Here is a 14,543-nt window from a genome sequence, read left to right on the forward strand (position 1 = left end):
GCATCTGCCACCAAGAAGGTAAGAATGCGTATCGCCGAGATTCACGTGTATCAAATGGACCTGCCGTTGAGCGGCAAGGTCTACCGGATGTCCGAAGGCGCCTATACGGCCCTGGACTCGACGATTGTGGAAGTCGTGTCCGACACGGGAATCTCCGGCTGGGGGGAGGTGTGCCCGGTCGGCCCGACCTATGCGCAGGAGCATGCCCTGGGTGCCCGGGCCGCACTCAACCAGATGGCGCCGGGCCTGATCGGCAGAACGGTGACGGGCCCACGGGAGATACGCCGTGCAATGGCAACGCTCCTCTACGGCCACGACTACGCGAAAGCCGCGATCGACATCGCGATGCACGATCTGATCGGCAAGGCCCACGGCATACGAGTGTGCGACATGCTGGGCGGCGCGGCGAGCGAGCGCGTGAACTCCTATTACGCACTGCCCATCGGAGATCCGGATGAAGTTGCCCGGACCGCCGTGGAGCGGATCGCCGAGGGCTATCCGCGTCTTCAGATCAAGGTGGGTGGGCGACCGGTCGAAATCGATATCGAGACGATCCGCAAGGTGTGGGAAGCGACGGGTTGCACCCGCCTGTCCGTCGATGCCAACCGGTCGCTGAACACACGCGACGTGCTGCGCATCGGCCGGGAATGCGCCGACATCCCCTTCGTCTTCGAGCAGCCCTGCAACACGATGGAGGAGATCGCCGCGATTCGCGGGCAACTGCACCACGGGATCTACCTCGACGAGAACACCGAGGGTCTGAATGACGTGCTCCGGGCGATCTCGCTCGGAGTGTGCGACGGATTCGGACTCAAGGTCACGCGTTTCGGTGGTCTGGGAGGTATCGCGACCGTCAGAGACCTCTGCGAGTCACGTTCCATGCCTCATACGTGTGACGACTCATGGGGAGGGGACATCATCGCTGCCGCATGCGTGCACATCGGCGCGACGGTGCAGCCGCGGCTGCTCGAAGGTGTATGGCTCGCCGAACCTTTCATGGATGTCCACTACGACTCGGACAATCCGATCCGGGTCGAAGGCGGCCACATTCAGGTACCGACCGGCCCCGGTCTCGGCGTCGTTCCCGACGAGGGCGTCTTCGGCAAGCCTGTCGCGTCCTTCGCATAGCGGAGGGGCAGGTGGCCGGCGTGGCCGGGACCCCGCCCGGCTGACCACTCCACAGCCGTCGACCGACAGCACAAGCCTGGTACGTGACCCAGTGGTGGGGCACCGCTCGTCCGGACCGGCCTCAGGCCCAGATGTCCCCGACGGTGAAGCCGTCGACGAACGGGTCGTCAGGGTCGAGTACGAGGGTGTTGTAACCGGTGATCCACGCCTGGCCGCCGATGGTCGGGACAACGCCGGTGTAGGGCCCCACCTGCACCTCCCGGATGAGTTCGCCGGTGTAGACGGTGCCGAGGATCCCCTCGTGGCGGAAGGGTTCGTTGAGCTTGAGTGCGCCCTTGGCGTGCAGGGTGGCCATCCGCGCGCACGTACCGGTGCCGCACGGGCACCGGTCGATGGCACCGATCCACGTCGCGGGGTTGGAGAAGTCCACGGGGCCGCTCGCCATGGTCACCGCGTTCTTCATGTCGGCGGCCGGATTGCCGGTGGGGCCTGACAGCTGAGAGATCGTGATTCCGATGCCCGGGTAGTCGGGGTGCTCGACCGGCAGCTGATCCTGGGCAGCCCGGAGGACGAGGGAGGAAACGCGGGCGATCTCCCGTCCGTGGGACGGGACCAGCTGCAGTCCGTCGAACTGCCGCACGTCCGCGATCACGTAGAACATGCCGCCCCACCCGACGTCGACGGTCACCTGGCCGAGCTCGGGGACGTCGATCACGGTGTCGAGGTGAGCGGCGAAGGCGGGGACGTTCTCGAAGGTCACTTGCCCGACCTTGCCGTCACGGCACTCGGCCCTGATGCCGATAAGGCCGGCCGGGGCCTCCAACTTGAACTCGGTGAAGGGCGCCCGCATGGGGATCATGCCGGTTTCGAGCAGGACGGTCGCGACAGCGATGGTGTTGCCACCACTCATCACGGGGTACTCGACCTGCTCCATGATGATGTAGCCGGCCGCGGCGTCCGGGTGCTTGGGCGGAACGATCAGGTTGCAGCACATGGGCGGGTACCCACGGGGCTCACGCAGCATGAGCGACCGGAGCTGGTCGTCGTTCTGCTCGAGCCACTTCATCTGCTCATAGACGGACGCACCAGGGATGTGCGGGACGCCTCCGGTGATGACGCGCATCGGCTCGCCCGAATGCGTGTCCACTGCATGGATCATTCGCTTGTAAGACATGGTGACTGCTTTCCGTTGCTGTCTCTCGCCAGGACTCGGCATCGGGAATCCGCGGCCTCTGAGAACTCGATCCGGCGCCGACGTCCGCCAGGGCAAAAGTCTCCGACCACGCCCAGCCGGCAACAACGCCCCTGGCTCTCCACCCGGCGCATCGATGCAACTGAGGCATAACTTCACCTACGCTGGCCACACCATGGCCAGAAGCTCCCGCAGCACTGTCACGCTCACCGACACTGATCGCGCCACCTTGCTGAGTCGGACCCGTAGCCGTACCGGTTCGCGGGCGTTGGCGCAGCGCGCGCAGATCGTGCTGATGTGCGAGCAGGGCCTCACCGACACCGCCGTGGCCGAAGAGCTCGGAATCTCCCGGGACATGGTCGCCACCTGGCGCTCCCGATATCTGGCGGACGGCCTGGACGGCCTCCACGAGCGGCCTCGCCCGGGACGACCTCCCAAGAGCGACGACACCGTCGCGCAGGCCCTCGTGTGCCTGCTGGCCCCGCCGCCTTCCGAAGGGCGGGACTGGTCGACCCGCTCCATGGCGGCGGAGACCGGCCTCAGCCAGGCGACGATGAACCGGATCTGGCGCAGGTACCGGCTGCAGTCGCGACCGGGCCGCTGGCCGGCGGACGGTGGCCGGACCTCGCTGCGCACCGCCAGGGTCCGCGACGTGATCGGGCTGTTCCTCGGCCCTCCCACGCTCGTGCTCGCCGTCGTCGCCGACAGTCGCGCCGCGCCTCTCCAGCAGCGCGGGGCCAGGACTTCCACACCTGCGGCGCCCATGAGCCAGCGCGCCACCGAGGCGAGGAACATGCTCGCCGTGGCGAACGCATTCGCACTGGTCCGAGGCGGACCGGACACACACGACGCGGCCGGCCCGGGCGCGTCTGTGGGCGCTTTCCTGGAGAGTCTCGACGAGCGTGTGACCGCGGGCTCGGAAGTGCACCTTCTCGTCGGGGGCGAGCCCGACAGCCCCACCCGGGACACGGTCGAGACATGGGTTCGGCACCATCCGCGTTTCCACCAGCATCTCGTTCCCACCGACTCGTCATGGCTCGACGAGGTCGAGGTTCTCCTGGCGAACAATCCGCTGCTCACCCACGAGAACGTGCCCGGCTTCGCGACGTCGACGACCGCACTCCGCGACGGCCTCCGCGCCTGGTGCGGCACGTGGACGCCGCAATCACGTCCGTTCACATGGATGAGGCTTGATAAAGACTCAACCGTGTCCGGGAGCGCGCAGGAAGGTCGCCCGGACAACTCCGGCGATCACGAGTGGACCGGCGCAGCATCTGGCATCACGCCCGGACCGACCGACACCGCCGACCCGGTCGTCCATCTTGTGCGCGAGGCTCTCCTCGCCGGCCCGTTCCCACCCGGCGAACCCGTCAAGGAAGCACCCCTGGCATCCCGGCTCGGCGTCTCCCGAGGTGCCGTCCGCGAGGCACTGCGTGTGCTCGCCGAGGAAGGCATGCTCGACCGGCTGCCCCACCGCGGAGCCGCCGCTCCTCAGGTCGACGTCACTACCGTCCTTGACCTCTACGCGGCCCGGGCGGCACTGGGCACCGTGCTCATGCGCCGGGTCGCCATGCTGAACCGAGCCGAGCTTCGACCAGTCGACACAGCCCTGTCCGAGGTCCACGCAGCGGTCCGGCGCAGCGACCCCGTTCGGATCGGGGAGGCCGACCTACGCTTCCAGGATGCGATAGCCCGCACTGCGGGCCTGCCCCAGGCAAGCCTGTTCTTCCAGCGCCTCAGCATGCGGCTACGAATGTTCATCTCCATCCTGCAGCTGGACTTCACCGACGCGGCCGCCGACCTCATCGCCCGCGAGGACACCGCGATCTTCGAGGCCATCGTCGAAGGTGACGGCGACGAAACAGCACGCTTGTGGCGTGTCAAAGTCGAACGCAGCACCCGCTACATGGTCAACCTGCTGCCCCAAGCCCACTTCGACCCCGACCTCTGGGTCGCCATCGCCGGCAGACCCACGCCACGTCCCGGCGACACACGCACCACATCGACTTCAGCAACTCGGTGAGAACGCGTACCGCATGGCCGCGGGGCGCCTCGTCGCATCGCTGTATCGATCACGAGCGTTGGACATCCGCACACGTCCTCGAACATCCACGACGCCCTCATATGAGACGCCCACTCATGTACGTGCGGAGGGCCGACGGGAGAAACTCGCGCGGCCCGCTGAGGTGTTGGAGGCCGTGAAGATGCGGCTGGACCGGCGGATTGTCACGCGGGAGGAGTTGGCCGAGGATCCAGCTGCCTCCGCGGCTCGATGGTTACTGCGGTGACCGAAGCCCAGGTGGAGCTGCTGCCGGTGACAGTGTTGACGCCGGACTGCCGGCGAATTTCTGGCGTGCCGGACGAGCGGCACTCGGCGGGCAGGGGGCCGTTGGAGGCCAGGGAGATCGCGGTTCAGCGGGCCCTGGAGACGGCATCGGTGAACGTCGGGCCGACCACCGGGGCCCGCAAGGTCATGCAGAGCGTCGCCCAGCCGACCGCGCCGACCGAATGGCTTCAACGGGGCACAGCACGACTCCGCCCTGCCGTCCGGCCGTCAGCGCAGGACCACCGTGCGCCTGCCCTGGACGAAAACCCGGCCTTCGCAGTGCCACCGGACCGCTCGGGCCAGGGCCGCCGACTCCGCGTCGCGACCGATGGCGGCCAGGTCGTCGGGGGTGTGCCTGTGGTCGACGTCGATGACTTCCTGGGTGATGATCGGGCCCTCGTCGAGGTCGGCGGTGACGTAGTGGGCTGTCGCGCCGACCAGCTTGACGCCGCGCTCGTGTGCCTGGTGGTAGGGCTTGGCGCCCTTGAAGCTGGGCAGGAACGAGTGGTGGATGTTGATCATGCGGCCGGCCAGTCGGGCGCACAGGTCGTCGGAGAGCACCTGCATGTAGCGCGCCAGCACGACCAGGTCTGGGTCGCACGAGTCGATGATTTCCAGTAGCCGGGCTTCGGCTTCGGATTTGGTCGCGGCGGTGACCGGCACGTGGAAGAACGGGATGTCGTGCCAGGTGACGAGTGCCTCGTGGTCGCGGTGGTTGGAGACCACCGCGACCACGTCGATGGGCAGGTCGCCGCTGCGGGCGCGGAAGAGCAGGTCGTTGAGGCAATGGCCGTAGCGGGACACCATGATCAGCACGCGGCGACGGGTGCTGACCGGTTCGAGGTGCCACCGCATGGTGAAGGAAGAGGCCACGGCGGCGAAGTCACGGCGCAGGGTCTGCGGGGTGTTCTCGCTGCCGGCGGTGGCGAAGCGCACTCGCATGAAGAAGTGGCCGTCGCGGCGGTCTCCGAACTGCTGGTTGTCGATGATGTCGCTGCCGTGCTCGACCAGGAACCGGGAGACGGCGTGGACGATGCCGGGAGCCTCGGGGCAGTCGAGGGTGAGTACGTGCTCGACCGGCGCCGTGGCGGGGTCGGTCAGCGAGTCGGAGGGGGCGGGGGACGCGGCGGAAGCCGGGGAATCAGTCATGGTGTCAGCACTCGATTACGTTGACAGCGAGGCCGCCGCGGGCGGTTTCCTTGTACTTGGCCTTCATGTCCCCGCCGGTGTCACGCATGGTCTTGATGGCCCTGTCCAGGGTGACCTTGTGCGTGCCGTCACCGGCCAGGGCAAGCCGTGCCGCGTTGATGGCCTTGTTGGCGGCGATGGCGTTGCGCTCGATGCACGGGATCTGCACCAGGCCGCCGACCGGGTCGCAGGTGAGCCCCAGGTTGTGTTCGATACCGACCTCGGCGGCGTTCTCGACCTGCGCCGGAGTTCCGCCGAGGACCTCGCACAGTGCTCCGGCCGCCATGGAGCAGGCGGATCCGACCTCGCCCTGGCAACCGACCTCGGCGCCGGAGATGGAGGCGTTCTCCTTGAACCGGATGCCGATGGCGGCGGCGGTAAGCAGGAAGCGGACGATGCCGTCGTCGTCGGCGCCGGTGATGAACCGCGCGTAGTAGTGCAGTACGGCAGGCAGGATGCCGGCCGCTCCGTTGGTCGGGGCGGTCACGATGCGGCCGCCGGAGGCGTTCTCCTCGTTGACGGCCAGGGCGAACAGGTTCACCCAGTCCATGATGTGCAGCGGATCCTGGTCGGCGGTGCCCGAGTTCAGGGTCTGGAACAGCGCCGGTGCGCGGCGCGGCACCCGCAGGCCGCCCGGCAGCACTCCCTCGCGGTGGCATCCGCGTTCCACACACGCCTGCATGACCGACCACAGGTGCAGCAGTCCTGCGCGCACCTCGGCCTCGGGCCGCCATGCCTGCTCGTTGGCGAGCATGATGTCGCTGATGGCGAGGTCTTCCCGCGCGCAGTACGCGAGCAGTTCGGCGGCCGAGCCGAAGGGGAACCGTACTTGTGTGGTGTCCGCGACGACGCGGTCGGCGCCGGTGGCGTCCTCGTCGACGACGAAGCCGCCGCCCACGGAGTAGTAGATCCGTTTGGCGAGCACCCGGCCGTCGTCGGCGTAGGCGTGGATCATCATTCCGTTGGGGTGCGCGGGCAGGGACGTGCGCCGGTGCAGTACCAGGTCGGCATCGCTGTCGAAGCCGATCCGGTGCTTGCCGGCCAGGAGCAGGGTGTTGCTGTCGCGTATCTGCGCCACCCGGCCGTCGGCCCGGTCGGTGTCCACGGTGGCGGGATCCTCGTCCTCAAGGCCGAGCACAACGGCCTTGTCCGAGCCGTGACCGCGGCCGGTCAAGCCGAGTGAGCCGAACAGTTCGGCCCGCACCCGGCTGACCGAGGGCAGGAGGCCCTCCTCGTCCAGGAGCCCGACGAAGCGTCGGGCCGCGCGCATCGGCCCCACCGTGTGGGAGGAGGAAGGGCCGATGCCGACCGAGTACAGGTCGAACGCGCTCAACGCCATCAGGGAATCTCCGGTCCGCGGTACTCGCTCATCGCGTCGAGGAGCCAGCGCGCCAGATAGTCGGCGAACGAGGACCGCGGCAACAGCCGGTACGTCGGCGCCTCGTCGACCTGCCACAGGAGTACGGCGACGGGGCCCACCGTCGTCGACACCGCCCGCCCCGGACCGAAGACCCGGGGGTGCAGGTCCAGCGGGCAGCCCTTCTCCAGCACCTGCCGTGCGGCCGGGCCGCTCAACTCCAGCGTGGTGCGGTTCGCCGAGACGTCCACGACCGAGCCCGGGTCCGATCCGAGTGCCCCCTTCAACTCGGCGGTCACCACGGCGCTTTCGGCCTGGGACAGCACGAGCCACTCGTCGGGGCCGAGCCAGACGATCGTGTGGGGGCCCGACGCGGTGGTGTGGCCGCACTCGCGCGGGAGCGGCGCGCCCAGGGTCTTCCCGATGCGGTCGGCTGCTTCGGCGTCGGGGTCGACGCGCAGGTTCACCATGGTGACGAACGGCCACTCGGTCAGCGCGACGCCCCGGCCGCCGGTGACCGTGGCCGCGCGCATGCGCTCGTGCAGATGTGTCAACGGGCTCACCCGTGCGTCGATCGTCGGCTCAGCCATCTCGCCGGGTCCCTTCGGGGTCGTAGAGGACGAAGTCGGTCACCTCGACGGGCACCAGGCTCTCGCCCACCGGGGCGAGCAGGGTCTGGCCCTTCCTTGCCCGCCCGTCGGCGACGAGGGCGAGGGCGAAGGGACGGCCGAGGGCCGGGCTGTGATAGCTGGAGGTGACGTGCCCGAGCATCGGCACGGGCACCGTCTCCAAGTCGACGTCCGGCGCGACGAGTTGGGTGCCTTCGGGCAGCCGGGTCGTGCGGTCGCTCGGGAGCAGGCCGACCAGTTGCCTGCGGTCGGTGCGGAGCGTGTCGGCGCGCGCGTAGGACCGCTTGCCGACGAAGTCCTTCTGCTTCGACACCACCCAGGACATGCCCGCGTCCTGCGGGGTGACGGTCCCGTCGGTGTCCTGGCCGACGATGATGTAGCCCTTCTCGGCCCGCAGCACGTGCATGGTCTCGGTGCCGTACGGGGTGATGCCGTACGGCTGCCCGGCCGCGTACACCTGCTCCCAGACTGCGAGGCCGTACCAGCCGGAGACGTTGATCTCGTAGGCGAGTTCGCCGGAGAAGGAGATCCGGCAGATGCGGGCCGGGATTCCGGAGGCCAGGGTGGTCTCGCGGAAGGCCATGAAGGGGAACGCCTCGGCGGACAGGTCGATGTCCGGGGCGAGTTGGGCGACGACCTGGCGCGACTGCGGTCCTACGACGGCGATCGTCGCCCACTGCTCGGTCACCGAGGTGCAGTGGACGTCGAGTTCGGGCCACTCGGTCTGGAGCCACTCCTCCAGCCAGTCCAGGACCCCGGCGGCGCCGCCGGTCGTGGTGGTCAGGAAGTAGCGGTTGTCGTCGAGGCGCAGGGTCACACCGTCGTCGAAGATCATGCCGTCCGGCTTGCACATGACGCCGTAGCGGGCCGTGCCGGGCTTCAGCTTCTTGAAGGCGTTGGTGTAGATGCGGTTGAGGAACTCCCCCGCGTCCGCGCCCCATATCTCGATCTTGCCGAGGGTGCTCGCGTCCATGAACGCCACGCCCTCACGGGCCGCGCGGCACTCACGGATCACCGCCGTGTCCATGTCCTCCCCCGGCCGGGGGTAGTACCAGGGTCGCTTCCACTGCCCGACGTCCTCGAACTCCGCGCCGTGCGCGACATGCCAGCTGTGGATGGCGGTCGTGCGCTCCGGATCGAACAGGTCGCCGCGCTCCCGCCCGGCCAGGGCGGCGAACGCCACCGGCGCGTACGGCGCCCGGTAGGCCGTGGTACCGATCTCTCCCAGCGAACCGCCGAGCGCCTCGGCGATCACCCCGATCGCGTTCACCCCGGACGTCTTGCCCTGGTCGTTCGCCGTGCCGAGCGAGGTGTAGCGCTTGACGTGCTCCACACCGCGCATGCCGGCGCCGGTGGACCGCCAGACGTCGGCGACGGTGACATCGCGCTGGAAGTCGACGAAGTGGGTGTCCCAGGTGCCGGGTTCGCCCTCGGGGGCGGGCACCAGCCACAACGCGCGCACCGGGCCCGGGACTTGGGCATCACCGGCAGGCGGCACAGGAACCGGGAACCCGGCGTCCGTCGCGGCCAGCGCACCCGCCCGCGCCCCTTCGTTCAGGCAGCCGTCGAGGTCGTACGTCCCCCGGGCCGCACCGACGACCCGCTGGTCCCGTACGGTCCCGTCGGGGACGAACGCGACCAGGTCCTCGTCCCAGCGCAGCCTGCCCTGGCGCTGGCTGTGCAGATGCACCACCGGGCTCCAGCCGCCCGAGACGGCGAGCAGATCGCAGTCGAACGCCTCGGCTGCGCCCGTGAGTTGGCCCGCGTCATCGAGGCCCTGGACCGTGACGCCGGTGAGCCGCCCCTCCCCCGCGGTGTCGACCACCGCGCTGCCCGTCAACACCCGCACCCCGGTCGCCGCGGCGATCTCGCCGGCCCGCTCGGACAGTTCGGGGCGCGCGTCCACGACGACGGCGACGGCGATCCCGGCGGCGTGGAGATCGGCGACCGTGTCGTAGGCGCTGTCGTTGGTCGTGCTCACCACGGCCCGCGAACCCGGGGCCACGGCATACCGGTTGAGATAGGAGCGCACGGCCGCGGCGAGCATCACCCCGGGCCGGTCGTTGCCGGCGAAGACCAGCGGGCGCTCGTGCGCGCCGGTCGCGAGGACCACCTGCCGGGCCCGTATGTGCCACAGCCGCTGGCGCGAGACACCTTCGGGGGCATCGGCTCCGAGGTGGTCGGTGCGCCGCTGGAGGGCCAGCACGTAGTTGTCGTCGTACGACCCGAAGGCCGTGGTCCGTTGCAGTACGACGACCTCGGGAGCCGCGTCGAGCGCCGCGCGGACCTCGGCGACCCACGTGAGGTCGGTCCCGGTGCCGCAGAGCAGCGAACCGCCGGGCTCGGGCTGGTCGTCGACGAGGATCACGCGGGCGCCGGAGCCGGCGGCGGCCGCGGCGGCCGCGAGCCCGGCGGGTCCGGCGCCGACGACCAGGACGTCGGTGTGGACGTGCTTCTTGTCGTAGACGGCGGGGTCGGGGGTCGGGTCGAGCCGGCCCATCCCGGACAGCGTGGTGGCGGACAGGCCGTCGTACAGCTCCACGGCCGTGGCCGGGAGCATGCCCTCCGAGCACGAACCGCCGATCTGGAGCAGGGCGTTGGGCTCCTCGACCCCCGCGGCGACGATCCCGCGCGGGCGGCTGCGGTAGAGCGAGGGGGCGACCTCGACGAGCCCGTTCGCCAACATCGCGGAGGCGACGGTGTCACCCGGGTGCCCGGTCAACTCCCGCCCGTCGACGGTGAATCGCAGCACGGTGCCGCGGTCGACGCGGCCCCCTCGCGCGAGCCGGAAGTCCTGGTCGGTCATCGGGTCCCTCCGGCCTGGGGCAGTTGTGGGCGGGGCTCGTCGAGCCGGTAGACGGCGAGCACCTCGTTGGTGAAGGTGTCGCGCACGACGTTGAACCAGCGGCGGCAGCCGATGCTGTGCGACCACCGTTCGGCCATGGGGCCCTTGGGGTTGTCGCGGTAGAAGACGTACTCGGCCCACTGCTCGTCGGTGAGGTCGGCGGGGTTCTCGGGGTGGGGGACGTGGGCCTGTCCGCCGTAGTGATATTCGGTCTCGTCCCGCGGTCCGCACCATGGGCAGGTGATCAGCAGCACAGCGTCCTCCTCAGTGGGCCACGGCTGCCGCGCCGTGCTCGTCGATCAGTGCGCCCGTGCTGAAGCGTTCCAGGGCGAAGGGGGCGTTCAGGGGATGCGGTTCGCCCGTGGCGATGGTGTGCGCGAAGGTCCAGCCGGCGGCCGGGGTGGCCTTGAAACCGCCGGTGCCCCAGCCGCAGTTGACGTAGAGGTTCTCGACGGGGGTGGTGCCGATGATCGGGGAGGCGTCCGGGGTGACGTCCACGATGCCGCCCCAGGTGCGCAGCACATGGGCGCGGGCGAAGATCGGGAACAGCTCGACGGCGGCGGCCATCTGCTGCTCGATCACATGGAAGGAGCCGCGCTGCCCGTAGCCGTTGTACGAGTCGACGCCCGCGCCCATCACCAACTCGCCCTTGTGGGCCTGGGAGACGTAGACGTGCACGTGGTTCGACATGACGACGGTGGGGTGCACCGGCTCGTGCAGTTCGGAGACCAGCGCCTGGAGCGGGTGCGACTGCACCGGCAGCCGTACGCCCGCCCGCTCGGCCAGCACGCTGCTGTGCCCGGCGGCCGCGAGACCGACCCGGCCGGCGTGGATACGGCCGCGGTTGGTGTCGACGCCCACGACCCGGTCGCCGTCCTTGAGGAAGCCGGTGACCTCGCAGCCCTGGATGAGGTCCACGCCCAGCTCGTCGGCGCGGCGGGCCAGCGCCCAGGCGACGTGGTCGTGCTTGGCGATGCCGGCCCGTGGCTGGAAGGTGCCGCCGAGGACCGGGTACCGAGTGCGGGAGGAGACATTGAGGATGGGGCAGACCTTGGCGACCTCGTCCGGCTCCAGCCACTCGGCGTCGACCCCGTTGAGGCGGTTGGCGCCCACGCGGCGCTTGCCCTCGCGGACGTCCTGGAGGGTGTGCGCGAGGTTGAGGACACCGCGCTGGCTGAACAGGAAGTCGTAGTCCAGCTCCTCCGGGAGCCGCTCCCACAGCTTGAGCGCGTGCTCGTAGATCGCCGCGCTCTCGTCCCACAGGTAGTTCGAGCGGATGATCGTGGTGTTGCGCGCCATGTTGCCGCCGGCCAGCCAGCCCTTCTCCAGGACGGCGACGTTGGTGATGCCGTGGTTCTTGGCGAGGTAGTAGGCAGTGGCCAGGCCGTGGCCGCCCGCGCCGACGATGACGACGTCGTACGAGGAGCGCGGCTCGGGGTTGCGCCAGAGGAAGTCCGGGTGCTCCGGCAGGGGCTCGACGGTCATGCCGCGCCTCCGTTCAGGTGGGGGTAGAGGGGGAACGCGTCGGCGAGTTTCGTGACCCGGGCCCGCAGTTCGTCGTCGGCCTGTTCGCCCTTGAGCGCCTCGGCGATGATGTCGGCGACCTCCCGGAACTCCACCGCGCCGAAGCCCCGGGTGGCCAGGGCGGGGGTGCCGATCCGCAGGCCCGAGGAGATCATCGGCGGGCGCGGGTCGAACGGCACCGCGTTGCGGTTGACGGTGATGCCGACGCGGTGCAGCCGATCCTCGGCCTGCTTCCCGTCGAGCGTGGAGTTTCGCAGGTCGACGAGGACCAGGTGGACCTCGGTGCCGCCGGTCAGGACCGTGATCCCGGCCTCGGCGACGTCGTCGGACAGCAGCCGTCCGGCGAGGATGCGGGCGCCGTGCAGGGTGCGCTGCTGGCGCTCCTTGAACTCCTCGCTCGCGGCCACCTTGAAGGCCACCGCCTTCGCCGCGATCACGTGCTCCAGCGGGCCGCCCTGCTGTCCTGGGAAGACCGCGGAGTTGATCTTCTTGGCCAGTCCTGCCCGGCTGAGGATCACACCGCCGCGCGGTCCGCCGAGGGTCTTGTGGGTGGTGGTCGTGACGACGTCGGCGTACGGCACCGGGTTCGGGTGCAGGCCCGCGGCCACCAGACCGGCGAAGTGCGCCATGTCCACCATCAGATACGCGCCCACCTCGTCGGCGATCCGCCGGAACGCGGCGAAGTCCAGCCGCCGGGGGTACGCCGACCAGCCGGCGACGATCATCTTCGGCCGGTGCGCGAGGGCGAGCTGTTCGACCTCGTCCATGTCGACGCGCAGGTCGGACTCGCTCACGTGGTACGGCACGACGTTGTAGAGCCTGCCGGAGTAGTTGAGGCGCATGCCGTGGGTCAGGTGCCCGCCGTGCGCGAGGTCGAGGCCGAGGATGGTGTCGCCCGGCTCCAGCAGCGCGAACATCGCGGCCGCGTTGGCCTGGGCGCCCGAGTGGGGCTGGACGTTCGCGGCCTCGGCGCCGAACAGTTCCTTCACCCGGGCGATGGCCAACCGCTCGATGACGTCGACGTGTTCGCAGCCGCCGTAGTAGCGACGGCCCGGATAGCCCTCGGCGTACTTGTTGGTCAGCACCGAGCCCTGGGCCTCCATGACGGCGGCCGGGGCGAAGTTCTCCGAGGCGATCATCTCGAGGGTCGACCGCTGGCGGTGCAGTTCGGCGGCCACCGCGGTGGCGACGTCGGGGTCGAGCTCGCTGAGCGGGAGGGAGAGGGAGGAGGGGAACGTGCTGATCGACGAGTTCGCTGCCGTCTGAGCTGTCACCTGAGCACCATCCTGAGAGGCAACTAATGAGCATCTGATATATCAGCTTGTGCGGTAAGGTATGTGAGCTTCCCGGACAGGTCAAGGGGGTCTCATGCAGCAGGTGGCGACCGAGGGCGAGGAGCTCTCCCTCGCGGAACGCGCTTATCGCGCCATCCGCGACCGGCTCGTCATGCTCGAGATCCGTCCCGGTGCGCCGATCAACGAGGAGCAGCTGGCACAGTCCCTCGGTGTCGGGCGCACACCGGTGCGTGAGGCGCTCAAGCGGCTCCAGTACGAGCGCCTCATCGCGACGTATCCCCGGCGCGGCACCTTCGCCACCGACGTCAACATCACCGACTTGGCCCACATCTCCGAGGTGCGCCAGGAGCTGGAGCCCCTGGCCGCCGCCCAGGCGGCGCGGCGCGCCACGGCCACGGACCGTGCGACGCTGACGGCCCTACGGCGGGAACTGGAGAGCGCCGATCCCCGGCGGCACAGCGCCGCCGAGCTCATGCATCTGGACCTTCAGGTCCATCGCGCCATCTACACCGCCACACACAACCCATACCTGGTGGACACACTCGTCCACTACGACAACCTGGCCACCCGCATCTGGTGCCTGTTCGTCGACCGGCTCACCGACATGGCGGGGCACGTCTCTGAGCACGGACCGTTGATCGAGGCCATCGTCGCCGGTGACCCCGACAAGGCGGCACATCTGGCCGACCGTCACGTCGTGGGCTTCGAACAGGCCATTCGCGCGGCAATCTGAGAAGGCTCTCCGCTTCATCCGCGCGGCGCCCAGGGCATCCCGCGGTGTGGCGCGGGCGACTGGCTGCGGGGAACCGAAGCCGAATTTTTGACTCAGATGTACCTCGACGGTCGGTCCGGCAGCGAGGCATTGCTGGTCACCGCTGTCTTTTACATACTTCATCACCGGCGGCGCCGCGCTGCCAGCTCCCCAGGAAACCTCGAGCCCGTCGCCCTTCGGTAGCTGGCTCCGCGCCGCAGGTCGATACCTGTCCACAGGCTCACTCGACTTGAGGAGACTTTCGAAATGTCGTCATACCTGAGCGGTGACCGCAGCGCACTTGCCTC

Annotated in this window: 11 protein-coding genes; 3 read left to right on the top strand and 8 right to left on the bottom strand. The window is 69.4% G+C overall.

The features are described from left to right. The first annotated feature begins 24 nt into the window (after nucleotides 1-24). On the top strand, nucleotides 25-1,128 hold the full coding sequence (locus KUF83_RS03340) for a mandelate racemase/muconate lactonizing enzyme family protein (protein WP_217452991.1): 1,104 nt from the start codon (nucleotides 25-27) through the stop codon (nucleotides 1,126-1,128). A gap of 121 nt (nucleotides 1,129-1,249) precedes the next feature. Here KUF83_RS03340 and KUF83_RS03345 read toward each other — a convergent pair whose 3' ends face one another. Continuing rightward, nucleotides 1,250-2,275: a proline racemase family protein gene (locus KUF83_RS03345; protein WP_217452992.1), complete on the bottom strand. Its 1,026-nt coding sequence runs from the start codon at nucleotides 2,273-2,275 to the stop codon at nucleotides 1,250-1,252. A gap of 220 nt (nucleotides 2,276-2,495) precedes the next feature. Between KUF83_RS03345 and KUF83_RS03350 the strand changes: the two genes are divergently transcribed. Further along, nucleotides 2,496-4,343: a helix-turn-helix domain-containing protein gene (locus KUF83_RS03350; protein WP_217452993.1), complete on the top strand. Its 1,848-nt coding sequence runs from the start codon at nucleotides 2,496-2,498 to the stop codon at nucleotides 4,341-4,343. 531 nt (nucleotides 4,344-4,874) lie between these two features. Here the strand turns inward: KUF83_RS03350 and purU are convergent. Genes purU through glyA form a run of 7 tightly spaced genes read right to left on the bottom strand, consistent with a single transcriptional unit; the run spans nucleotide 4,875 to nucleotide 13,463 of the window. After that, nucleotides 4,875-5,795, bottom strand: a complete 921-nt coding sequence (gene purU / locus KUF83_RS03355) for a formyltetrahydrofolate deformylase (RefSeq protein WP_217452994.1) — start codon at nucleotides 5,793-5,795, stop codon at nucleotides 4,875-4,877. Between the two features lie 4 nt (nucleotides 5,796-5,799). After that, nucleotides 5,800-7,173 (bottom strand): L-serine ammonia-lyase, encoded by a 1,374-nt coding sequence (locus KUF83_RS03360; protein ID WP_217452995.1) that lies wholly within the window; start codon nucleotides 7,171-7,173, stop codon nucleotides 5,800-5,802. Continuing rightward, the gene (locus KUF83_RS03365) at nucleotides 7,173-7,781 is read right to left on the bottom strand and encodes a sarcosine oxidase subunit gamma (RefSeq protein ID WP_217452996.1); all 609 of its coding nucleotides are present in this window, start codon (nucleotides 7,779-7,781) and stop codon (nucleotides 7,173-7,175) included. The genes KUF83_RS03360 and KUF83_RS03365 overlap by 1 nt, the downstream gene beginning before the upstream one ends. Next, nucleotides 7,774-10,626, bottom strand: a complete 2,853-nt coding sequence (locus tag KUF83_RS03370; protein WP_217452997.1) for a sarcosine oxidase subunit alpha family protein — start codon at nucleotides 10,624-10,626, stop codon at nucleotides 7,774-7,776. The genes KUF83_RS03365 and KUF83_RS03370 overlap by 8 nt, the downstream gene beginning before the upstream one ends. Then, nucleotides 10,623-10,919: a sarcosine oxidase subunit delta gene (locus KUF83_RS03375; RefSeq protein ID WP_217452998.1), complete on the bottom strand. Its 297-nt coding sequence runs from the start codon at nucleotides 10,917-10,919 to the stop codon at nucleotides 10,623-10,625. The genes KUF83_RS03370 and KUF83_RS03375 overlap by 4 nt, the downstream gene beginning before the upstream one ends. 10 nt (nucleotides 10,920-10,929) lie before the next feature. Further along, nucleotides 10,930-12,150 (bottom strand): sarcosine oxidase subunit beta family protein, encoded by a 1,221-nt coding sequence (locus KUF83_RS03380; RefSeq protein ID WP_217452999.1) that lies wholly within the window; start codon nucleotides 12,148-12,150, stop codon nucleotides 10,930-10,932. Then, nucleotides 12,147-13,463 carry a serine hydroxymethyltransferase gene (glyA, locus tag KUF83_RS03385; protein WP_374105969.1) on the bottom strand — a complete coding sequence of 439 codons (1,317 nt, stop codon included), beginning with the start codon at nucleotides 13,461-13,463 and terminating at the stop codon, nucleotides 12,147-12,149. The genes KUF83_RS03380 and glyA overlap by 4 nt, the downstream gene beginning before the upstream one ends. A gap of 94 nt (nucleotides 13,464-13,557) precedes the next feature. On the opposite strand from glyA, the gene KUF83_RS03390 reads away from it, so the two are divergent. Then, nucleotides 13,558-14,217 carry a GntR family transcriptional regulator gene (locus KUF83_RS03390; protein WP_217453000.1) on the top strand — a complete coding sequence of 220 codons (660 nt, stop codon included), beginning with the start codon at nucleotides 13,558-13,560 and terminating at the stop codon, nucleotides 14,215-14,217. Nucleotides 14,218-14,543 lie beyond the last annotated feature (326 nt).

Source organism: Streptomyces sp. BV286, from assembly GCF_019090165.1.
Taxonomy (GTDB): Bacteria; Actinomycetota; Actinomycetes; order Streptomycetales; family Streptomycetaceae; genus Streptomyces.

Bases quoted from the DNA above. Each gene is read 5' to 3' on its own strand.
- KUF83_RS03340 (WP_217452991.1), top strand. From the start codon at position 25: ATGCGTATCGCCGAGATTCACGTGTATCAAATGGACCTGCCGTTGAGC.
- KUF83_RS03350 (WP_217452993.1), top strand. From the start codon at position 2,496: ATGGCCAGAAGCTCCCGCAGCACTGTCACGCTCACCGACACTGATCGC.
- purU (WP_217452994.1), bottom strand. From the start codon at position 5,795: ATGACTGATTCCCCGGCTTCCGCCGCGTCCCCCGCCCCCTCCGACTCG.
- KUF83_RS03360 (WP_217452995.1), bottom strand. From the start codon at position 7,173: ATGGCGTTGAGCGCGTTCGACCTGTACTCGGTCGGCATCGGCCCTTCC.
- KUF83_RS03365 (WP_217452996.1), bottom strand. From the start codon at position 7,781: ATGGCTGAGCCGACGATCGACGCACGGGTGAGCCCGTTGACACATCTG.
- KUF83_RS03370 (WP_217452997.1), bottom strand. From the start codon at position 10,626: ATGACCGACCAGGACTTCCGGCTCGCGCGAGGGGGCCGCGTCGACCGC.
- KUF83_RS03380 (WP_217452999.1), bottom strand. From the start codon at position 12,150: ATGACCGTCGAGCCCCTGCCGGAGCACCCGGACTTCCTCTGGCGCAAC.
- KUF83_RS03390 (WP_217453000.1), top strand. From the start codon at position 13,558: ATGCAGCAGGTGGCGACCGAGGGCGAGGAGCTCTCCCTCGCGGAACGC.